The sequence below is a fragment of the Sulfitobacter sp. M22 genome (genome assembly GCF_021736025.1).
Classification (GTDB): Bacteria; Pseudomonadota; Alphaproteobacteria; order Rhodobacterales; family Rhodobacteraceae; genus Sulfitobacter; species Sulfitobacter litoralis.
In genome coordinates, this window is record NZ_WMEC01000001.1 from 324,193 (window position 1) to 345,296 (window position 21,104).

The window sequence follows — 21,104 nt, forward strand, 5'->3', positions numbered from 1 at the left end:
ACGGCGTCTCGCGCCTATTACCTGATGCGCGCTGCAGCGACGATCGCTCCGGCATTGCTGCGCTGGACCAGAACAACACTCGGCATGTCTCCGGTGACGGTTGCCGTGAGGGACAGCGGTGCCTGCCCGTTCCATTGATCAAGGGCCTGCCAATCGGCGACAATATTGCGGTTCTCGAACGTATGGCCTGCATTTTCGCCGCGTTTGATTTGCGTCGCTGCGATGGGGTGATACCGCAGCAAAAACACGTCAAATGGACCCGCCGCGCCGGACAGCGTCTGTGCTTTGATTTCAAGCGTGTCGCCGTCACGTGCTATCCTCAGGTCAACTTGGGCGGCATCGGACTTATGCTTATTGATGGCTTCCATCAGCTCAACCGGCTTGGCTCCGACAACATCTGTCTTGCCGTTCACAATCATCTCGGGCGTATAGATAGATGTGCGTCCCCCTGTCATCGCATAGGCGCGTTGACGTTCGGCGTGGGCAGGCGCACCGAAGGGATCTTTCCAGCCAATGTAATCCCAATAGTCCACATGAAACGCCAGAGCAATCACGTCCTCTCGTTCGGATAACGCCGCAAACATCTCGTCCGCGGGCGGGCAGGAAGAGCATCCCTGCGACGTAAAGAGTTCGACCACAACAGGACGGTCTTGTGCAAAAGCAGGTGCGACGGACAGCAAGCTGGTGACAATGAGGGACGTGAGCAGGCGGGGCATCGCAGGGTACTTTCGGTTTGGATGCTCAATTCGTAGACTGGGCGTATTGCAATTACCACTCAACCTTTGTTGAGGCGCTGAAACGTTATGGTGCGATGTGAAAAATGCCATACTCCAGTACACAACGGTATACAAAAGCGGCCGAAACGTGTGTTTGCAGTTGAAACGACCTGCGCAATAAGGCATTTAGACCCCAAGTCACCGACCTTTTTTAACCCATAAAGGGAGCCATCCATGACCATTATCGTTGGCCAGGACACCGCCAAAACCCGCAAAACACTTTCTGCGGGCAGCCAATCCATCGCTTATTATTCGATTCCTGCAGCGCAGGAAGCCGGTCTGGGTGATTTCTCGAACTTGCCCGCCGCGCTAAAGGTGGTGCTTGAGAACATGCTGCGTTTCGAGGATGGTAAAACCGTCACCGTCGACGACATCAAAGCATTCGCCGAATGGGGTGCCAAGGGCGGCCAGAACCCTCGCGAGATCGCGTATCGTCCCGCCCGCGTGCTGATGCAGGATTTCACCGGCGTACCCGCGGTTGTTGACCTTGCTGCGATGCGTGACGGGCTGGTGGCCTTGGGCGGCGACGCCGACAAGATCAACCCGCTAAACCCTGTTGATCTGGTTATTGACCACTCGGTTATGATCGACGAATTTGGCAACCCACGCGCGTTCCAGATGAACGTCGACCGCGAATATGAACGCAACATCGAACGCTATACCTTCCTGAAGTGGGGTCAAAAAGCGTTTAACAACTTCCGCGTCGTTCCCCCAGGCACCGGCATCTGCCACCAGGTGAACCTTGAATATCTGGCGCAAACAGTCTGGACCGACACGGACCAAGACGGCGTCGAAGTCGCATATCCTGACACGCTCGTCGGGACCGACAGCCACACCACCATGGTTAACGGTATGGCCGTTCTTGGCTGGGGCGTTGGCGGTATCGAAGCCGAAGCCGCGATGCTGGGTCAGCCGATTTCGATGCTGATTCCGGAAGTTATCGGCTTTGAGCTGACCGGTGCCATGATGGAAGGCACCACCGGGACCGATCTGGTGTTGAAAGTCGTAGAAATGCTGCGCGAAAAAGGCGTAGTGAGCAAATTCGTCGAATTCTACGGCGCTGGCCTTGATACGCTGCCATTGGCCGACCGTGCCACGATTGCCAACATGGCCCCCGAATACGGCGCGACCTGTGGCTTCTTCCCGATCGATGCCGAAACCCTGCGCTACATGCGGACAACCGGCCGCGACGAAGACCGCATCGCGCTGGTCGAAGCATATGCCAAAGAGAACGGCATGTGGCGTGACGAAAACTATGCGCCTATCTACACTGACACGCTGTCGCTGGATATGGGCACCATCGTACCTGCGATCTCGGGGCCCAAGCGTCCACAAGACTACATCGCACTCACGTCAGCACACACTGCATTTGCAGAATACGTCAAAGGCGTGCGCGAGGGTAAAGACACCTCTGCCAATTCGGAAATCCGTTGGGAAGGTGAGGGCGGCCAGCCTGAACCCCGCGACATTCCCGGGGACGAAGGCAACCACAAACGTGGCTACGTCCAGACCGAAGATGGCAACTATCAACTGCATGATGGCTCGATCGTCATTGCGTCGATTACATCCTGCACCAACACCTCCAACCCTTATGTGATGATCGGTGCCGGTCTGGTTGCACGTAAGGCACGCGCCTTGGGTCTGACCCGCAAGCCTTGGGTTAAAACTTCGCTCGCCCCCGGTAGCCAAGTGGTGTCCGCCTACCTTGAGGCCGCAAACCTCCAAGAGGATCTGGATGCGATCGGTTTTAACCTTGTCGGCTATGGTTGCACCACCTGTATCGGGAACTCCGGACCGCTTGAGGCTCCGATCAGCAAGGCGATCAACGATTACGATCTGATCGGGACGTCGGTCTTGTCGGGTAACCGGAACTTCGAAGGCCGGATTTCGCCTGACGTACGTGCCAACTATCTGGCGTCGCCTCCCCTGGTTGTGGCCTACGCGCTGGTCGGTGACATGAATGTCGATCTGGCCAACAGCCCGTTGGGGCAGGACAAGGACGGCAATGACGTCTACCTGAAAGACATCTGGCCAACGTCCAAGGAAGTCGCTGATCTGGTCGAGCAGACCGTGACCCGCGAAGCCTTCCAGGAAAAATATGCCGACGTCTTCAAGGGCGACGAAAAGTGGCAGTCCGTCGAAACCACCGACGCCAAGACCTACGACTGGCCACCGCAATCGACCTACGTTCAGAACCCGCCTTACTTTCAGGGCATGTCGCCAGAGCCAGGCGTGATCACAAACATCGAAAACGCCAAAGTTCTGGCCGTTCTGGGTGACATGATCACAACCGACCACATCTCGCCTGCTGGTTCCTTCAAGGAAACCACACCTGCGGGTCAGTATCTGGTTGAACGTCAGGTGCCTGTACGTGAATTCAACTCGTACGGTAGCCGTCGCGGTAACCACGAAGTCATGATGCGCGGCACTTTTGCCAACATCCGGATCAAGAACGAGATGCTGGATGGCGTCGAAGGTGGTTATACCAAAGGCCCCGATGGCGAACAGACGTCGATCTTTGATGCAGCGATGGCGCATCAGGAAAACGGCACGCCGCTGGTGATCTTCGGTGGCGAGCAATACGGTGCAGGTTCGTCACGTGATTGGGCGGCCAAGGGTACGGCTCTGCTGGGCGTCAAAGCTGTTATCGCAGAGAACTTTGAACGTATTCACCGGTCTAACCTTGTTGGCATGGGTGTCATCCCGTTCGAATTCACCAACGGTGACACGCGCAAAAGCTTGGGTCTGACGGGCGAAGAAACCGTATCAATCAGCGGTCTCGACACCATCAAGCCACTGCAAGAAGTGCCGTGCACGATCACCATAGCAGACGGTTCGGTCAAAGAGATCATGATCAAGTGCCGCATCGATACCGCGATCGAGATCGAATACATCGAACATGGTGGCGTTCTGCATTACGTACTGCGCAACCTCGCGAAATCGGCCTGATCGCAGGCCACGGGCCGCCGCGTGCGACCCTAGAAAAACGCCCGCCAAGTTTCAGCTTGGCGGGCGTTTTGCGTATCAAGCCCACGCCATCACGGCAAAGTTCCGCTGTCATGCGTGAAATGACGCACTTCGACGCGTTTTGCGGTTCACAATCCTGATTTTGCCCAACAGACTGTTTGCCGAAAGCAGGCGATTTCCGCTATGCATAAGCTAATAATAAACTCGTTTTCTGACGTTGCGGTCGCGCGCTCTAAGTCTCACCCAACGACACGTCGTACCATGAGTACAGGGAGCACCGCATGGCGCATTTTCATTCAGACAATTTTAAGACGTTCCTGCGCGCCTCTACGGCTGCGGCGGCTTTGGTCTGGGGAGGATACACGGCCGGCTTCGCCGCGACGCTTGATATCACGGGCATCGACGCGGCCTCCGACCTCTACGAGACGGTCTCAGGCGGATCACTGCTGCGCGAGGAAACTGCCGAAGACGCTGATCCGACCACCCAAGAACTGCTGGCTGCCGCTCAGGCTGATTACGCTCGGTTGCTGGCTGTGCTTTACGACAAAGGGTATTTCGCAGCTGTCATCAAGATTACCCTCGACGGTGTAGATGCTTCTGCCATTGCGCCGGTGACACCGCCGAAACAGATCAACCGTGCTGTGATCGATATCGAGACGGGGCGAAAGTTCAGCTTTTCAAAGGCAGAGATCGCTCCTGTGGCACCGGAAACTGAACTGCCGGAACAGTTTGCAGCGGGAGAAACTGCAAGTCTGGGCGTGATGAAGGAAGCCGTTGCCGCTGGCATAGAGGGGTGGCGCGATCAAGGTCATGCCAAGGCCGAGCTGGCAGAGCAACAGCTGACAGCCCGTGTTCCTGACGCGACTTTGGCCGCAACGCTTCGACTGCGCCCGGGCCCACGGCTTCGGTTTGGTGAGCTGGCCGTAAAGGGCCAAAGCGACGTGACCCTGCGCCGGATCAAAAAGATCGCAGGCTTACCAACGGGAGAGGTGTATTCGCAAGAGCAGCTTGATCTCGCGGCAACGCGGCTGCGGCGCACGGGTGCTTTCAGCTCAGTCGCCATGATCGAGGCCGATCAGATTACAGCGCCAGACGTGCTGCCGATCACCGTGCAGGTGACTGACGCACCCAAGCGTCGCTTTGGTTTCGGCGCCGAACTTTCATCGCTCGATGGTCTAAGCGTTAGCTCCTATTGGCTGCATCGCAACTTGCTTGGCGGGGCCGAAAGGCTGCGCGTCGAGGGGGAGGTATCCGGTATCGGTGGCGATTCAGGCGGTACCGATTATCGCCTCGGTACGCGTTTTGAACGCCCCGCGACATTTAACGCCGACACAAATTTCTACGCGCTGGCTGAAATCGAACAACTGGACGAGGTGAATTATTTCTCGCGTCAACTCGACCTCGAGGCCGGCGTCGAACGCATCGCCAGCGAGGAACGGACCTACAGCCTAGGTGTCGGCCTACGCACCGCGCAAACCCGTGATGCCTTTGGCGAGAACGAATATACGTTGCTGACCCTGCCGCTAAGCGCGGAGCATGATTATCGCGATAACCGGCTGGATGCCAAAGACGGATATTATGCCAAAGCCAGCGTGACGCCATTTGTTGCGCTGGCCGGGTCGGATAACGGCGTGCGCAGCTATATCGATGTGCGCGGCTATAAAACCTTTGGCACCACTCGGCCGGTCACCTTCGCGCTGCGCGGTCAGTTGGGGTCGGTCTACGGCCCGACGCTGTCGGAATCGCCGGCAGACTACCTGTTCTATTCGGGCGGCGGGGGCACAGTGCGGGGGCAACCTTATCAATCGCTCGGCGTGGATTTGGCCAGTGGTGACACCGTGGGCGGGCGCAGCTTTGCGGGCCTATCCGCAGAGGCACGCTGGCAGGTCCGCGACAAAATCGGCGTCGTTGCATTTGCCGATGCGGGCTATATCGGCGCGGAAGAGTTCTATGACGGGTCAGGGACATGGCAGTCTGGGGCGGGCCTTGGCCTGCGCTATGCGACAGGCATCGGTCCGATCCGCGTCGACCTCGCGGTACCCGTTTCAGGTCCCGAGACAGATGAGAATTTTCAAGTTTATATCGGTATTGGACAATCGTTTTGATCCACTTCATGCGCCACTTTTTAGTTTCCGCCCTGATCTTTGTCAGCACTGTCGCCACGGCACAGGAGGATGACAAAGGGTTCCTGACTCGCACCATCCAAGATGCCCTGAGCGGGGCAGGCCGCACGGTCAGCATCGACGGTTTTGCCGGTGCGCTGAGTTCGCGTGCGCGTTTTGACCGGATGACGATCGCTGATGAACAAGGGGTCTGGCTGACACTGGAAGAGGTCGAACTGGACTGGAATCGCTCTGCCTTGCTGCGCGGGCGGCTAGAGGTGCAGGCACTGACGGCAAAGCGGTTGAACGTGCCGCGGCTGCCTGTCTCGGAGGAAGAAGCGCTTCCCGATCCGGAAGCCAAGCCCTTTAGCTTTCCTGCAATCCCTGATCTGCCCGTCGCCATCGACGTGGCGGATTTTTCAGTCGACGAGATCAACCTGGGCGCGCCGATTTTGGGCGAGCCGGCACAGCTGACTGTGCAGGCGACCGCGCTGTTGAACGATGATACCGCGAATGTCGATATTCTTGCTGCACGGACTGATGGCAAGAAGGGTGAGTTCAAGATTATCGCGGACCTTAATCGTAACGATAGCTTGCTGGAAATGGCCGTGACCCTCTCTGAGGAAGCCAAGGGCATTATCTCGCGCACGCTGAAGCTGCCGGATGAACCCTCGGTTGATCTTGTTATCGCGGGTCGGGGGCCATTGTCGGACTTTGAAACGGATATTGACCTTTCTACCGATGGCGAACAGCGTCTGGACGGTCAGGTTATCGTGGCGGCACAAGGGGATAACACCACGCCGGACCGCCGCATTCGGGCCGATCTGAGGGGCGACGTGACCGCGTTGATCCTGTCGCAATACCGCGAATTCTTTGGCACCGATGTGGCGTTGACCCTCGACGCGCTGGTTCGCGCCGAGGGTGGGGTCGATGTCAGCGACTTCGCTCTCAAGGCGCAGTCAGCCGAGCTGCAAGGCAAGATCACGCTGAACAGTGACAATTGGCCCAGCCTGATCGACATAACCGGGACCGTCGCCAGCGCCGACGGGAGCCTTGTTCTGCTGCCTGTTGCAGGCGGCAATACTTATGTGCGCCGTGTTGCGCTGGACGTGAACTATGACGTGCAAGATGGCGACGCGATCAATGCTATGTTCGACGTCAGCGAGCTTGCCACCGAAGCGCTCGCTGCGGAATCGACCCAAGTGACATTGGATGGCACCCTGCAAGGCGATGCGGGATCGGTCGGCGAATTCATGGGCGACCTCGGGTTTTCGGCGCAGGGGCTGTCGCTGACCAATGGTGCCGTCTCCGAAGCTGTCGGCAAGTCCTTGAGCGGACGCACGACAATCGCCTACACCGAAGGCACACCGGTTCAGATTTCCGATCTTGATCTGTCGGGCACAAACTACGGTCTGACGGGGGACGTAACGATCAGCGGCCCAGGCGAAAGCTTTTTGACCCAGTTGAACGCACGGCTGGAAGCCACTGACATTAGTCGATTTTCCGCTCTTGCCGGACGCGAGATGGACGGTGCGGCGAATGTCGACATCGTCGGCCAGATCACGCCTCTGGATGGGACGTTTGATCTGAATATCTCTGGCCTGACACAGGATTTGAAGGTCGGCATCGAACAGGCCGATGCCTTGCTTGTTGGGGATACAACGCTCAGCCTTGGCGCGTCGCGGGATGAGACGGGTACATTTGTCCGCGATCTGATGCTTGAGAACGACGCGCTGACCGCCAGCGGGGGTGTTGAATTGCGAAGCGATAATTCGCAGGCACGCATTGAGGCAAAGCTGAATGATATCGCGGTTGTGCTGCCGCAATATTCGGGCCCGATCACGATCAAGGCCGAGGCCGACCAAGACAGCCGCGGCTGGACAGTCGATGCAGTGACAGACGGCCCTTACGGAGCGCAACTAACAGCAAAAGGGCTCGCGACAGGCGAAAATGCTTTGCTCAATTTCACAGCTGATGTACCCGAGCTGCGCGATTTTGTACCCGAAGCCCCCGTGGAAGGTCCGGTTTCCTTGGCCGGTGTGCTGCGCCAATCGCCGGACGGGTGGCAAGTGGACACCAAAGCGACTGCGCCCGAGGATGTTACCGCCACGGTCGAGGGGTTACTGACGCCGCTTGATCTAGACTTCACCGCGTCAATCCCGCGGGTAGAGGCGTTTACCCCTCAGGTGACAGGCGCGGTCGAGGCATCGGGGACGCTCAAGCAATTAGACGAAGGCTTCCAGATCAATGCCAAAGCCAGCGGTCCTTACGCGGCGAAGGTCGCCGTTCAAGGTATGTTAACACCTATGGTTGATATCTCTTTCGACGCATCGGTCCCGAATCTTCAAGCGGTGGTACCGCAAGTGAACGGGCCACTTGCTGCGACCGGGACCGTGCGCCAGACGGAAAAGGGGTTTTTTGTCGATACCAGCGCGACCGGCCCATATGGTGCGCGCGCCATGGTTGAAGGATTGGCTACAGGCCCCGAGATGTCACTGACCTTTGACGTGTCGGTGCCAAATGTGCAGCCCTTGGTGCCGGGCGTGTCCGGCCCGCTTGCGGCGAAGGGAACGGTACGGCAAACGCCGGCCGGCATCGTCGTGAACACCAACGCGACTGGTCCCTATGCAGCACGTGCTTCGGTGCGGGGGGTGGTCACGGGGGATGCGCCTGCGTTGACCTACGATGTCACGATCCCCAATCTTGGGGCAGTGGTGCCGAAACTCTCCGGTCCGCTGAATGTGACAGGCACCGCCGAACAGGAAAACGCAGGCTGGCGGGTAAATACCAATGCCGCCGGTCCCGCTGGCACCCGCGCCACAATTGCCGGGCTCGTTGGGAATGACGGAAACCTGAACCTTGATGTGAACGGGAACGTGCCACTTGGGCTGTCGGCCCCCTTTATCGCACCACGCATCTTGCAGGGCCAAGCCCGGTTTGACCTGACGGTAAGCGGTCCTCCTGCGCTTGCGTCTGTCACGGGGACATTGCAAACCTCTGACGCGTCACTATCGGCACCCAACCTTCGGGTGTCATTGCAAAATATTGCTGCGGATGTTCGTTTGGCCAATAACCGTGCGCAAATCGATCTGACCGCTCGCGGTGCCGATGGTGGGCAGGTCAAGGTCGGAGGGGCGGTGACCCTGACGGGCTCGCTGCCAGCTGACATCCAAATCGGTCTGAATAGTCTCGTGCTGATCGACCCGTCGCTCTACCGAACGTCGCTAGATGGCAATCTTCGACTGTCAGGTCCCCTCGCGGGCGGGGCAAGTATCAGCGGCCGAATTGACGTGGGCGAGACCGAAGTGAGCGTGCCGTCGACCGGTATGACGAGCATCGGGGATATTCCGCAGATCGACTTTATTGGTGCACCTGCCGATGTCATCGCTACCCGTCGCAAGGCCGGGCTGACCGGTGCAGATGCTGGAACGGATCCGGCGGCCAGCGACGACAGTGGGCCTGGGTTCGGCCTGAATATCCAAATTAACGCGCCGCGCCGTATCTTTGTGCGGGGCCGCGGGCTGGATGCTGAATTGGGGGGCAGCCTGTTGTTGACGGGAACGACCAACCAAATCATCTCGGCCGGTCGGTTTGATCTGATCCGTGGGCGGCTTGATATTCTTGGCAAGCGGTTCGAGCTGGACGAGGGGTCCGTGCGCTTTCAAGGCGATTTGGTTCCCTATCTTCGGTTTGCCACATCGACCTCCACCAACACCGGAGAGGTCCGCATTATCATCGAGGGAAAAGCCACATCGCCCAAAGTGTCGTTTGAATCGACCCCTGATTCACCCCAAGATGAGGTGCTGGCGCAGTTGCTGTTTGGGCGCAACATTTCGGAGATTTCGGCGTTTCAAGCTCTGCAATTGGCCAGTGCCGTTGCGACACTGGCCGGACGGGGAGGCGCAGGGATCGTTGCTAACTTGCGCACAGGCTTCGGGCTAGATGATCTGGATGTGACCACCACTGACAGCGGGGCCACGGCCGTGCGCGCAGGGAAATACATCTCGGAAAATGTCTATACGGATGTCACCGCCGCCTCGGATGGGACGGCTGATGTGTCTATTAACCTCGATCTAACCAAAAACTTGACGGCCAAGGGAACGGTGGGGTCCGACGGGAATACCGGGATCGGTATTTTCTTTGAAAAAGATTATTGATCTGATCCGCGAGGCTGCAAAGACAGGGATAATGCCGAAGGGGGCCAGCCCCCGCCTCGGCGTGGCCGAGGCACCCCCGGGATTTGATCCATTTGGAAGAGCTTAGCCTGCTACCCGACGCGCGGCGTGAAACGGCCGTAGCGGCCCTGATCGTACATCAAGCCAGAAGCGTCTTCGTCGGTTTCATACGCAGCGTGGGTGACTTGGCCAAGGATGATCGAATGGTCGCCCGCCGGGTGGACGGCGTAGGTGTCGCAGTGAAAGCTTGCAAGACAGCCTGACAGCGTGGGGGCACCGTTGGGGCCTGTTGACCAGTCGAATGCGCCAAAGGCATCGCCGGACACAGCAAAAGCATCCGCAAGAGCGCGTTGGCCTGCGTCCAAGATATGCACGGCGAACTGCGCAGCCTGTGCAAACGCGTCATGGCGTTTGGAGCTGAGCGCGGGGGACCATTGCACCAACGGTGGGTCAAGCGAAACTGAGGAGAATGAATTCGCGGTCATCCCCAAGGGGCCATCGGCGGTCTGAGCCGTGATGATCGTCACACCTGTGCCAAACCGGCCAAAAGCGCGGCGCAGTTCGACTGTTGCGTCGGGCAGGGGAATGAAGTGATGCATATTGTCAGCCATATCGCAGCGGTGCCACGCGACGCTGGATTTGTCCAGACGGCAAACCCCCGTGCCTCGGCCGCCGATAATAGCGGTTTGGTGGAACCGAACCGCCCCCAACGTGTTGTCCCTTCACTGAGAGGCGTGACCGTAACATACCGGAATGCCTGTCGGAAAAGGGGTGCTGGGACATGACGTTCCATCCACCGCCAACAGGCACCCGAATGCCGACGCTCACGACTGATACAGGCGGTTTTCCCGCCGGAAGGATAGATTATGACACTGAATCGTTTTGCACCCCTCAAGCTGACTGTAGCTGCACTTGTAACCGGCGCTGCGTTGTCCACGCCTGCCTTGGCAGATGACGGCGAGACTGTGGACCACACTGAAGTCGGCTCGCTGAGCTGTGACGTTAGCGATGGCACTGGCTTTATTTTCGGTTCTACCCGTGAACTGACCTGTACCTTCAACCCCGTGCAGGAAGGTCTGGCAGACGAGACATATGTCGGCGATATCAAGCGCTACGGCATCGATATCGGCAAGACCCAGAACGGCCAAATGTCCTGGCTTGTTCTGGCACCGACTGAATCCGAATATTACGAGGGTGGTCTGAACGGCGATTATCAGGGCGTATCAGCAGAGGCGACCTTTGGCGTCGGGCTCGGGGCCAATGTGATGGTTGGTGGTTCTGAAGATACACTGGCGTTGCAGCCGATTAGCTTGAATACCCAAAATGGTGTGAACTTTGCTATCGGTGTGGGTGAAATCACCTTGCAACGTGTCGAAGGCTAAATTCGATATCTAGCTAATTTGTGACGTAAGGGGCACCGCGTGGTGCCCCTTTTCCGTTGTCGCTTCCTAGCGGTCCATTCTGTTTGCGATCAAATCGTCGACGACTTCTGGTTCTGCAAGGGTCGAGGTATCGCCAAGCGCGCCATAGTCGTTTTCTGCAATCTTGCGCAGGATACGGCGCATGATCTTACCCGAACGTGTTTTGGGCAGCCCAGGCGCCCACTGGATCACATCTGGTGATGCAATAGGCCCAATCTCGGAACGAACCCAGTTTCGCAATTCGGTTCGCAGCGCGTCACTCGGGCTTTCGCCGCTCATCAGGGATACGTAGCAATAAATGCCCTGACCTTTGATATCATGAGGAAAGCCGACAACTGCGGCCTCGGCTACCTTCGGGTGTGCGACAAGCGCGCTTTCCACCTCTGCCGTCCCCATACGGTGGCCAGAAACGTTGATCACATCATCCACGCGGCCGGTGATCCAATAGTCGCCGTCCGCGTCGCGCCGACATCCATCGCCGGTAAAGTAATAGCCTTTGTAGTCGCTGAAATAGGTCTGCTCGAACCGTTCATGATCGCCCCAAATTGTGCGCATCTGGCCGGGCCAGCTGTCGGCAATACACAAAACACCCTCGACATCATTCCCGTCAATCTTGGCACCCGATGTCGGTTCAAGGACAACCGGTCTGATCCCAAAGAACGGTTTCATCGCAGCGCCGGGCTTGGTTGCATGTGCCCCCGGTAGCGGGGTCATAAGGTGCCCCCCGGTTTCGGTCTGCCACCACGTATCGACGATGGGGCAATTCCCTTTGCCAACCACATCATTGTACCAGTTCCAGGCTTCGGGGTTTATTGGTTCACCTACAGTGCCCAACAGCTTCAGGCTGCTCAGGTCGCATCCATCTACGAATGCGCGGCCTTTGCCCATCAACGCACGAATGGCGGTCGGCGCGGTGTAAAATTGATTGACCTTGTGCTTTTCGCAGATCTGCCAGAACCGGCTTGCGTCGGGGTAGGTGGGCACACCTTCAAACATCAAGGTGGTCGCTCCGTTGGCGAGTGGCCCATAGACGATATAGCTATGGCCCGTCACCCAACCCACATCCGCGGTACACCAATAGACGTCACCGTCATGGTAATCAAAGGTCACCTCGTGGGTTAAGGCAGCATAGACAAGATAGCCGCCCGTGGTATGCACAACGCCTTTGGGCTGGCCGGTCGAGCCGGAGGTATAGAGAATGAACAACGGGTCTTCCGCGTTCATCGCTTCTGGCGCGCAGCTGTCGGACGCCTCTTTGGCCAGTGCTGTATAATCCACATCTCGCGTGTCGTTCCACGCAACATCGCCGCCGGTCCGACGCACCACCAGACATTTGACCGACGCGTCGCAGGACGCCAGCGCCTTGTCGGCGTTGGCCTTCAGCGGGGTCGCCTTGCCACCGCGCGGCGCAAAATCTGCGGTGATGACGATCTTTGCGTCCGAACCTTGCACTCGTGCTGCCAACGCATCAGGAGAGAACCCGGCAAACACGATTGAGTGGATCGCACCAATGCGCGCGCAGGCCAGCATGGCATAGGCGGCCTCGGGGATCATCGGCATATAGATGATCACACGGTCGCCTTTACCTACGCCCATGTCGCGCAGGATATTCGCCATTTTGCACGTCTGGCTGTGCAGGGCGCGATAGCTGATGTGCTGCGCCTCTTCTTTAGGGCTGTCGGGTTCCCAGATGATCGCGGTCTGATCACCGCGCGTTTCAAGGTGGCGGTCGATACAGTTGGCGCTAACGTTCAGCGCGCCATCGGCGAACCAGTTGATCTTGACCTGCCCAAAAGTGAAATCGACGTCTTTGACCTTGGTGAACGGTGTCATCCAGTCAACGCGCTGCGCCTGTTCTTTCCAGAACCCCTCGGGGTCCGAGATAGAGGCATCATACATCGCATCATATTTGGCGGCGTTCACATGGGCCGCGTCTGCAATTTTGTCAGACGGCGGATAGGTTTGTGTGGCGACGTTGGACATGGTTCCTCCCTCAGAACTCTGTTCGTTTACTGCCGCACAGACGCTTGCGCGCGGCGGCTCTCCCTCGGCAGATCATAACGCGAAGTGAAAAGAAGGAAATAAGCATATGTAAACATGCGGTTTGTCTGTAAATATTTTTCCGTATTCCGCATAAATCAGTAAATTTCACCTCTCGCGATGCAAATTCCCTAGCAAACTTGGCCGATTGCCTGTCAACGGGTGCGAATGAGGCGCAGGCCGTGCTTCCAAATGGCCTGAAATCCTCGCCGAAGGCTCCTGCAACCGCGTCAGGGCCCCGTCTTGGGGGGTTGGCAGGCCGCCCCCCTGAAGGTAGTATTTCGCCCAAGCGGGCCAGCAACAGTCCGCATAAGGGAGATATCAATGAACAATCTACTAAATGGCGCAGCTGTCTGCGCCCTGACCTTTGCATTTGCCTCGCAAGCGGCCGCAACGGAATGGAATGCCTCTGTCTGGGGTAAACGTCGCGCCTTTACAGAGCACGTTGAAAAGATCGCCGAGCTTGTCTCGGAAAAGACAGATGGCGAATTCACCATCAATGTAAGCTATGGCGGTCTGTCCAAGAACTCCGACAACCTTGATGGTATTTCGATCGGCGCCTTCGAGATGGCTCAATTCTGCGCGGGCTACCACGCGGATAAGAACCGCGCGATCACCGTGCTAGAGCTGCCATTCCTCGGCGTTCAGAACCTCGAAGAAGAAGTCGCTGTATCCCGTGCCGTTTATGCGCACCCCGCCGTGGCCAAGGAAATGGCGCAGTGGAATGCCAGAATGCTGATGACCTCGCCGATGCCACAGTACAACCTTGTGGGCACGGGCGAAGCGCGCGACACGCTGGAATCATTCGAAGGCATGCGCGTACGTGCAACAGGCGGTTTGGGCAAAGCCTTTGAAGCCGTTGGCGCTGTTCCGACCTCCGTTACCTCTTCCGAAGCGTATAACGCGATGGAATCTGGTGTTGTCGATACAGTGGCTTTCGCACAGCACGCACACCTCAGCTTTGGTACGATCAACAAGGCTGACTGGTGGACGGCGAACCTGAACCCCGGGACTGTGAACTGCCCTGTCGTGGTCAACATCGACGCCTATGATGCCTTGTCCGACGCAGAAAAAGAAGCGCTGGACGGTTCTGTTGACGAGGCGCTGGATCACTATCTGGCGAACTACGGCGAGCTGCTGGGCCGCTGGGATACCGTGCTGGAAGAAAAAGGCGTGGAAAAAGTTATGTTCTCGCCCGAAGTGCTGGCCGAGTTCAAAGCCACAGCTGCCGACCCTGCACGTGAAGCCTGGATCAAAGACATGGAAGCCCAAGGCATCCCTGGCCAAGAGCTGTACGATCTGGTTATCAAAACACTCGAAGAAAAACGCGCGTCTAACTAAGCCGCACGGTGAAGAGGGCCTGTTTTTCAGGCCCTCTTTGTTTCCAATATCTCCCTCCCACTCATTTGAAAGGAAAGCATCATGGCCGGTTCCTCCGCCGTGCTCGAAGACGGCAGTCTGCTTAGCCGTATCGACAAAGGGCTGTTACGCCTTGAAACCGTGTTTGCCCTTGTCTCCGGAATTGCCGTCTTCATGCTGATGGTGCTTGCCGTCTGGTCGGTCGGCGGGCGTAAGTTCTTTGCCTCGCCGCTTCCTGGCTATGTCGACTGGATCGAATTCGCCATGCCGCTGATCGCGATCATGGGCATTTCCTATACCCAGCGAAACGGGGGCCATGTACGCATGGATATCCTGATCGGCCAGCTTAAAGGCCGCGCGTTATGGGCCGCTGAGACGTTCTCGGTTCTGTTGATTTTTATCCTGATGATCGCTCTTATCTGGGGGTCGTGGGCGCATTTCCAGCGGAGCTTCGATTTTGCCGCCCCCCTGTGGAGCCGCGATAGCTCTATCGATATCGGGCTTCCGATCTGGCCTGCGAAACTGATCGTGCCGATGGCGTTCTCTGTTCTGGCATTGCGGTTGTTGCTGCAAATCTGGGGATATGGACGCGCATTCGTACTGGGGTTGGAAAGCCCAGTTGCCGTACCTTTGGTACAATCCGCAGCCGAACAGGCCATGGCGGAAGCTGAACATCTAGACGGGCGGGACTGATAATGGACCCTATTGAAATTGGCCTTTGGGTCTCGGGCGGGCTGCTGCTTATGGTGGTGCTCGGTATGCGTGTGGCATTTGCCGCGGCGATGGCAGGCTTGATCGGCCTGATCTGGATTTTTTGGTCCAAGAAAGGGATGCAATGGTCCGAACTGGACTGGGCGCTGACCGTTGCGATCAAAACAGCGGGGCAGGTGCCGCATTCCAAAGTGTCTAGCCAGACGCTGAGCCTGATCCCGACCTTCATCCTGATCGGGTTTTTGGCCTATTATGCCGGTCTGACCCGCGCCCTTTTCGAAGCGGCAAAGCGCTGGATCGCTTGGTTGCCAGGGGGGCTTGCTGTTTCTACCGTCTTTGCGACGGCTGGCTTTGCGGCCGTCTCTGGTGCGTCCGTCGCCACTGCAGCCGTGTTCGCGCGCATTGCGATCCCGGAGATGCTGTCGATCGGGTATAACAAGAAATTCGCTGCAGGCGTTGTCGCGGCAGGGGGCACATTGGCATCGCTGATCCCGCCGTCTGCAATCCTCGTGATCTATGCAATCATCGTTGAACAAGACGTTGGCAAACTGCTTTTGGCGGGTTTCATCCCCGGTGCATTTTCGGCCATTGTCTATGCGATCCTGATCGTTGGTATCGCCACGATCTGGAAGAACGTCGGTCCTCCTGTCACCGGTTTTACGTGGAAACAGCGCTTCGCCTCGCTTCCCGCGGCCATGCCGATCTTTGCGGTTGTGATCATCATTATCTTCTTCGTCTACAACCCGTTCGGCGACGCGTGGGGTACCCCGACCGAAGGTGGGGCAGTGGGCGCGTTTATTGTCTTCCTGATGGCGCTGTATCGCGGCATGCGGTGGGCTGAGCTGAAGGATGCTTTGCTCGAGACAGCCAAACTGACCGTGATGATTTTTACCATCATCTGGGGCGTGCTGATCTATGTGCGGTTCTTGGGCTTTGCCGATCTGCCCGGCGCGTTTGCCGACTGGATTTCGGGGCTCGAGGCGTCGCCAGTCCTGATCCTCGTTTGCATCCTGTTGGCCTATGCGGTCTTGGGCATGTTCATGGATGCCATCGGCATGCTGTTGCTCACGCTTCCGGTTGTCTACCCCGCCGTCATGGCGCTCAACGGGGGCGAGTTCGTCTCTGCTGCGGATAGCGCTTTTGGCATGTCGGGTCCGATGTGTGCGATCTGGTTCGGGATTTTGGTGGTGAAGATGGCAGAGTTCTGTCTGATCACACCGCCTATTGGCCTGAACTGTTTCGTCGTCGCCGGTGTGCGCCCTGATCTTAGCGTTCAGGACGTGTTCAAAGGAGTAACGCCGTTCTTTATCGCGGATGCTGTGACGATTGCGCTGCTCGTGGCGTTCCCGTCTATCGTGCTTTGGCTGCCGTCACTCGCTGGCTGACATCGCCGCTTGATCCCTCATATCATCGGGTTTGACCTGCTCTGCGGACAGGAAACTCCCGATGGTATGAAGGGGTTCAAAGTTCTCGCAGACCACTTTGAACACCACAAGAAAGGGCACCGCGACCAACGCGCCGGGGATGCCCCATAACCACCCCCAGAAAACCACAGTAAGGAACACGGCCACTGTGTTCATCTCAAGGCGACGGCCTACCAGCCACGGGGTGATGATCTGACCTTCAACCAGGGTCAGGGTCAGATAGCCGATTGGGGCGAGCATCGCATAACCGACGGTATCAAACGTCACGAGCGAGAATCCAGCAACCAGCAAGACACCCGCGAACCCGCCGATATAAGGCAGGAAGTTCAGCATGAATGCCGCAATGCCCCAGATATACGCGGACGGCAGCCCTAGGATGGTCAGGTAGGTCCCCACGAGGATCCCAAGAATCGCGTTAATCGTGGCGATGGTAAGCAGATAGCGAGACACGCGTTTTTCCACTGCATAAACTGTATGCAATGCGCGTTTCTTTTCCTTCAAAGTCGGCATGGCCTGTACAAGTTTTAGGTAAAATAGCTCTCCGGACCCCAAAAGGAACAGCGCTAGAATAAGGATCACAGCCAGCGAAGCCCCGGTCTTGCTTACGGTATCCATCGCGGTATCAAGCAGGCCAGGCTGGCGCACGACCACCTCTTGCGGCGTGGTAGCGGTGTCGGTGCCCAGCTTTTGAACCTCTTCGGATGCAGAGCGCATCGTCTCAACAGCACTACTGACCCCGCTGAGCTTTATCTGGATTTCGCGGCCCATCTGGGGGATTTCATCGCTCCAGATCGCGACGGTACCGGCAGATAGAAGGACTACGGCCGCAATCACCAGCGTTGTCGCGGTCACCAGTAGAAATGCCGACACCGGATGTGGCACACCGACGCGATGTAGGCCTCGCCCGACGGGCGATAGGGTCAGGGCAAGTAAAAATCCCAAAACAATAGGAAGTATCAGATCCTTGGCGAAATAGGCTGTGACGAATAGGGAAATCAAGACTATCAGCTGAAGCGAGCGCCGAATTGAAGGCAAATATTCCAAGTAAAGCTCCAGACGCTAATGCATTTCAAGGCTAACGCACAAGCCGGCGGAAAAGTTCATGTGCTGCCGAGTTTAAGTTATTTCCCACCGCCGCACGCCCCTCGCCGTACGCTTGCAGATGTGGTGAAATCGAACGGGGTTGAACAAGCAAAAGTATGAGACCAGGGAAAATTATGAACAGGTATATTCACTCGATGTTAATTCTTGATGCCTACGCACAGGGGTATATTGCGTGCTGGCCCCTTTTTGGGCGCTGCTGATGGGGCGGTCAGCGATCTTGGCGCTTGGTCTAATCGGGCTGGTGCTCGGGCTGTTTGTCGTATCCCTGCTGATAGGACCGTCGACGGCATCGGTGGGCGACAGCACGAACGCGCTGATAACGGGGCAAGGCGGGCCCCTTTCCGTCGTCATGCGCGAAATCAGGCTTCCTCGCGCGCTTTTAGGGGTGTTGATCGGCGGCTCTCTGGGCCTATCCGGTGCTGCGATGCAGGGCTACCTGCGTAATCCGTTGGCTGACCCGGGATTGATCGGCGTGTCGGGGTCTGCGGCTTTGGGTGCTGTGCTGGCCATCCAGACGGGGCTGGCGGCCATCGCGGCATTGGCGCTGCCCGTCATGGCGCTTGGCGGTGCTTTGTTGGGCGTGCTGCTCGTGGTATTGCTGGCGGGCCCGCGGGGCACATCACTAGCGCTCATTCTAGCCGGTATCGCAATATCCGCTTTTGCCGCCGTCTTGACGTCGTTAGTGCTCAACCTGTCGCCGAACCCTTATGCGGCGAATGAGATCGTGTTCTGGATGATGGGGTCATTGGCGGACCGGTCAATGACCCATGTCTGGATTGCGCTGCCCTTCCTGCTGGGGGGCGGCCTTCTGTTGGGGTCCCTTGGGCGCGGGCTGGATGCGCTAACCTTGGGCGAAGATGCGGCAGAAGCGATGGGGATTAACCTTTTAAGGCTACGGCTGACTGTGATCCTTGGCACGGCGGCGGTCGTGGGTGCCTCTACCGCCGTTGCGGGCGCGATCGGATTTGTCGGGCTGGTCATGCCGCATCTGCTGCGCGGATTCGTCGGTTCACGACCCGGGGCTTTGCTGTGGGCTGCGACGCTCGGGGGTGCGGCGATGATCCTTGCCTCGGATATTCTGGTCCGACTTGTGGTGCCGGACCGTGATCTCAAGCTCGGCGTCGTGACTGCATTGGTCGGCGCGCCGCTATTCCTCCATCTAATATACCGCACGCGGAAGGAAGGGGTATGATGCTGCTTTCATTGCATAACCTATCGGTCAAAAGGGGGCGTAAAAGGGTTATATCCGAAGTTGACCTGACGCTCGGCCAAGGCGAGGTGGTGGGGTTGGTTGGCCCGAACGGCGCAGGCAAGACGACATTGATGCGCGCTGCATTGGGGCTTATCCCCGCCGACGGGCAAAGCTCACTTGCGGCTCTTTCCGCCCGGGCGCGGGGGAAAGCTGTCGCATGGATGCCTCAATCGCGCGAAATTGCATGGTCGGTGACGGTCGAAACCGTCATCCGTTTGGGTCGCACACCCCATTTACGTGCAGGGCAAAAGCAGCGGCCAGAAGATCAGGCAGCGGTTGACCGCGCGATAGAGCAGATGGGATTGGACCGGTTTCGTGATCGCCCCGCGACGCAACTATCTGGCGGTGAACAAGCGCGGGTGCTGATCGCCCGTAGCCTTGCCCAAGAGGCCCCGCTGCTGATCGCGGATGAACCGACCGCGGGACTTGACCCGGCCCATCAAATTGCCGCGATGCGCAGCTTTACCCAAGCAGCGGCACAGGGGCGTGGTGTGTTGGTATCGCTTCATGATCTAGGGTTGGCCGCACGACATTGCACAAGGTTAATCGTGCTACATAACGGGAAAATCGCCGCGGATGGGCTGCCCCAAGACACGCTGACCCCGAGCATCGTCAAAACCGTCTTCGGCATCACTGCCTTTAGCCAGATCACCGACAAAGGTTTTGTGTTTCAAGCGCTTGACCTGACGTCTTAGCCTTCGATCTTCGTGTCGACACCGGGGATATCTACAGCAATCACGCCCAAGGACCGCGCTGTTGTCAGCGCCAGCACGGGGCTGTCGGGTCCTGCGGTGCTCACTTGATACGCCCGCATTGCGCTGCGGGTCGCGTCATCTAGTTGCGATGAAATGGCCCCGCCATAGAACCCCCGCGCCTCTAGCGCGCGTTGCAGTGTGGCGATCACGTCTGGTGTAAGTGCGCTGGTGCAGGGGGTTTCGAACCAGTTGTCCACCCGCGGGCTGACAATCTTTTGGCGCGTTTCCGTGCGGTAGATCGGCAGTGACTGAATTTCACCGGTGGAACTGATTTGCGCTGCCTGCACCTGAACTTGTTCGGTCACCGTCTCGATCACGGCTGGGGATACGGTCCGACCCCAACAGCTGCCCGGTGCCGCCCCTGCCGGGCCGTTCGTCGTCGCCTCGCGGACGCCGGGTTCGGGCAGGTCTGATTCCTCAGGGGGGGCACCACAGGCGCTTAGAGATGCCAGAACCGTGAATATGCAGGCAAATTGAGCTAAATGTGATCGTCGAAAATACTGCACAGCCGGGCCTTGCGGGTCATAGGGTCCGCCGCACGCTAGCGGGTTTTCGCAGCAATGCCTAGCTGATAGGCCGACCGCAATCTGAATAATGCGGCAATGCCGTAGGTGGGGTGAAAAGGGGGCTGGCGAAGCCGCGAGCTGCTGGGTACACATGTCGAAATTCTAAAATCGAAGGGGCAGTTAGATGGCCAAGATCACTTATGTAGAACACAATGGCACGGAACATATCGTAGATGTGGCCAATGGGCTGACCGTCATGGAAGGGGCCCGCGACAACAATATCCCTGGGATCGAAGCCGACTGCGGCGGTGCCTGCGCGTGTTCTACGTGCCATGTCTATGTGGACCCCGATTGGGTCGAAAAAGTACCTGCGAAGGATGACATGGAAGAAGATATGCTCGATTTTGCGTTCGAGCCAGACCCCGCCACGTCGCGTCTGACCTGCCAGATCAAGGTGACCGACGCCTTGGACGGCCTGCGCGTCAAAATGCCCGAAAAGCAGATCTGATGCG

Annotated in this window: 15 protein-coding genes; 10 read left to right on the forward strand and 5 right to left on the reverse strand. The window is 57.9% G+C overall.

Annotated elements, in window-relative coordinates:
• Positions 1-17: 17 nt before the first annotated feature.
• Complete coding sequence (locus tag GLP52_RS01705) at positions 18-716, reverse strand: DUF1223 domain-containing protein (RefSeq protein WP_237271407.1); 699 nt, start codon at positions 714-716, stop codon at positions 18-20.
• Between the two features lie 234 nt (positions 717-950).
• Between GLP52_RS01705 and acnA the strand changes: the two genes are divergently transcribed.
• The 3 genes from acnA (at position 951) to GLP52_RS01720 (ending at position 10,002) form a co-directional block, all read left to right on the forward strand.
• On the forward strand, positions 951-3,725 hold the full coding sequence (gene acnA / locus GLP52_RS01710; RefSeq protein WP_237271408.1) for an aconitate hydratase AcnA: 2,775 nt from the start codon (positions 951-953) through the stop codon (positions 3,723-3,725).
• A 299-nt stretch (positions 3,726-4,024) separates the two neighbouring features.
• Positions 4,025-5,848: an autotransporter assembly complex protein TamA gene (locus tag GLP52_RS01715; RefSeq protein WP_237271409.1), complete on the forward strand. Its 1,824-nt coding sequence runs from the start codon at positions 4,025-4,027 to the stop codon at positions 5,846-5,848.
• 8 nt (positions 5,849-5,856) lie between these two features.
• On the forward strand, positions 5,857-10,002 hold the full coding sequence (locus tag GLP52_RS01720) for a translocation/assembly module TamB domain-containing protein (protein ID WP_237271410.1): 4,146 nt from the start codon (positions 5,857-5,859) through the stop codon (positions 10,000-10,002).
• Between the two features lie 110 nt (positions 10,003-10,112).
• On the opposite strand, the gene GLP52_RS01725 is transcribed toward GLP52_RS01720, so the two are convergent.
• Positions 10,113-10,631 carry a flavin reductase family protein gene (locus GLP52_RS01725; protein ID WP_093732534.1) on the reverse strand — a complete coding sequence of 173 codons (519 nt, stop codon included), beginning with the start codon at positions 10,629-10,631 and terminating at the stop codon, positions 10,113-10,115.
• Positions 10,632-10,886: 255 nt separating this feature from the next.
• Between GLP52_RS01725 and GLP52_RS01730 the strand changes: the two genes are divergently transcribed.
• Positions 10,887-11,402 (forward strand): DUF992 domain-containing protein, encoded by a 516-nt coding sequence (locus GLP52_RS01730; RefSeq protein ID WP_093732471.1) that lies wholly within the window; start codon positions 10,887-10,889, stop codon positions 11,400-11,402.
• A gap of 66 nt (positions 11,403-11,468) precedes the next feature.
• Here the strand turns inward: GLP52_RS01730 and acs are convergent, their stop codons facing one another.
• Positions 11,469-13,424 carry an acetate--CoA ligase gene (gene acs, locus GLP52_RS01735; protein ID WP_237271411.1) on the reverse strand — a complete coding sequence of 652 codons (1,956 nt, stop codon included), beginning with the start codon at positions 13,422-13,424 and terminating at the stop codon, positions 11,469-11,471.
• A 381-nt stretch (positions 13,425-13,805) separates the two neighbouring features.
• Here acs and dctP point away from each other — a divergent pair, with 381 nt between their 5' ends.
• The 3 genes from dctP to GLP52_RS01750 all read left to right on the forward strand — a co-directional run bounded on the left by dctP (position 13,806) and on the right by GLP52_RS01750 (position 16,936).
• The gene (dctP, locus tag GLP52_RS01740) at positions 13,806-14,822 is read left to right on the forward strand and encodes a TRAP transporter substrate-binding protein DctP (RefSeq protein WP_237271412.1); all 1,017 of its coding nucleotides are present in this window, start codon (positions 13,806-13,808) and stop codon (positions 14,820-14,822) included.
• Positions 14,823-14,903: 81 nt separating this feature from the next.
• Positions 14,904-15,533 (forward strand): TRAP transporter small permease subunit, encoded by a 630-nt coding sequence (locus tag GLP52_RS01745; protein WP_093732474.1) that lies wholly within the window; start codon positions 14,904-14,906, stop codon positions 15,531-15,533.
• 2 nt (positions 15,534-15,535) lie between these two features.
• Positions 15,536-16,936 (forward strand): TRAP transporter large permease, encoded by a 1,401-nt coding sequence (locus GLP52_RS01750; protein ID WP_093732475.1) that lies wholly within the window; start codon positions 15,536-15,538, stop codon positions 16,934-16,936.
• Here the strand turns inward: GLP52_RS01750 and GLP52_RS01755 are convergent.
• The gene (locus GLP52_RS01755) at positions 16,922-17,974 is read right to left on the reverse strand and encodes an AI-2E family transporter (RefSeq protein ID WP_237271413.1); all 1,053 of its coding nucleotides are present in this window, start codon (positions 17,972-17,974) and stop codon (positions 16,922-16,924) included. The genes GLP52_RS01750 and GLP52_RS01755 overlap by 15 nt on opposite strands.
• A gap of 304 nt (positions 17,975-18,278) precedes the next feature.
• Between GLP52_RS01755 and GLP52_RS01760 the strand changes: the two genes are divergently transcribed.
• Positions 18,279-19,271 (forward strand): FecCD family ABC transporter permease, encoded by a 993-nt coding sequence (locus tag GLP52_RS01760; RefSeq protein ID WP_237273585.1) that lies wholly within the window; start codon positions 18,279-18,281, stop codon positions 19,269-19,271.
• On the forward strand, positions 19,268-20,026 hold the full coding sequence (locus tag GLP52_RS01765; protein ID WP_093732477.1) for an ABC transporter ATP-binding protein: 759 nt from the start codon (positions 19,268-19,270) through the stop codon (positions 20,024-20,026). The genes GLP52_RS01760 and GLP52_RS01765 overlap by 4 nt, the downstream gene beginning before the upstream one ends.
• Here GLP52_RS01765 and GLP52_RS01770 read toward each other — a convergent pair.
• Positions 20,023-20,592 (reverse strand): peptidoglycan-binding domain-containing protein, encoded by a 570-nt coding sequence (locus tag GLP52_RS01770; protein WP_237271414.1) that lies wholly within the window; start codon positions 20,590-20,592, stop codon positions 20,023-20,025. The two genes, GLP52_RS01765 and GLP52_RS01770, sit on opposite strands and share 4 nt — an antisense overlap.
• Positions 20,593-20,776: 184 nt before the next feature.
• Between GLP52_RS01770 and GLP52_RS01775 the strand changes: the two genes are divergently transcribed.
• Positions 20,777-21,100, forward strand: coding sequence for a 2Fe-2S iron-sulfur cluster-binding protein (locus tag GLP52_RS01775; protein WP_093732479.1), 324 nt, complete (start codon positions 20,777-20,779; stop codon positions 21,098-21,100).
• The last annotated feature ends 4 nt before the right edge of the window (positions 21,101-21,104 follow it).

Excerpts from the sequence above, each read along its gene's own strand:
- dctP (WP_237271412.1), top strand. The coding sequence starts at position 13,806 with ATGAACAATCTACTAAATGGCGCAGCTGTCTGCGCCCTGACCTTTGCA.
- acnA (WP_237271408.1), top strand. The coding sequence starts at position 951 with ATGACCATTATCGTTGGCCAGGACACCGCCAAAACCCGCAAAACACTT.
- GLP52_RS01765 (WP_093732477.1), top strand. The coding sequence starts at position 19,268 with ATGATGCTGCTTTCATTGCATAACCTATCGGTCAAAAGGGGGCGTAAA.
- GLP52_RS01715 (WP_237271409.1), top strand. The coding sequence starts at position 4,025 with ATGGCGCATTTTCATTCAGACAATTTTAAGACGTTCCTGCGCGCCTCT.
- GLP52_RS01720 (WP_237271410.1), top strand. The coding sequence starts at position 5,857 with ATGCGCCACTTTTTAGTTTCCGCCCTGATCTTTGTCAGCACTGTCGCC.
- GLP52_RS01775 (WP_093732479.1), top strand. The coding sequence starts at position 20,777 with ATGGCCAAGATCACTTATGTAGAACACAATGGCACGGAACATATCGTA.
- GLP52_RS01725 (WP_093732534.1), bottom strand. The coding sequence starts at position 10,631 with ATGGCTGACAATATGCATCACTTCATTCCCCTGCCCGACGCAACAGTC.
- GLP52_RS01705 (WP_237271407.1), bottom strand. The coding sequence starts at position 716 with ATGCCCCGCCTGCTCACGTCCCTCATTGTCACCAGCTTGCTGTCCGTC.
- acs (WP_237271411.1), bottom strand. The coding sequence starts at position 13,424 with ATGTCCAACGTCGCCACACAAACCTATCCGCCGTCTGACAAAATTGCA.
- GLP52_RS01730 (WP_093732471.1), top strand. The coding sequence starts at position 10,887 with ATGACACTGAATCGTTTTGCACCCCTCAAGCTGACTGTAGCTGCACTT.
- GLP52_RS01760 (WP_237273585.1), top strand. The coding sequence starts at position 18,279 with ATGGGGCGGTCAGCGATCTTGGCGCTTGGTCTAATCGGGCTGGTGCTC.
- GLP52_RS01750 (WP_093732475.1), top strand. The coding sequence starts at position 15,536 with ATGGACCCTATTGAAATTGGCCTTTGGGTCTCGGGCGGGCTGCTGCTT.
- GLP52_RS01745 (WP_093732474.1), top strand. The coding sequence starts at position 14,904 with ATGGCCGGTTCCTCCGCCGTGCTCGAAGACGGCAGTCTGCTTAGCCGT.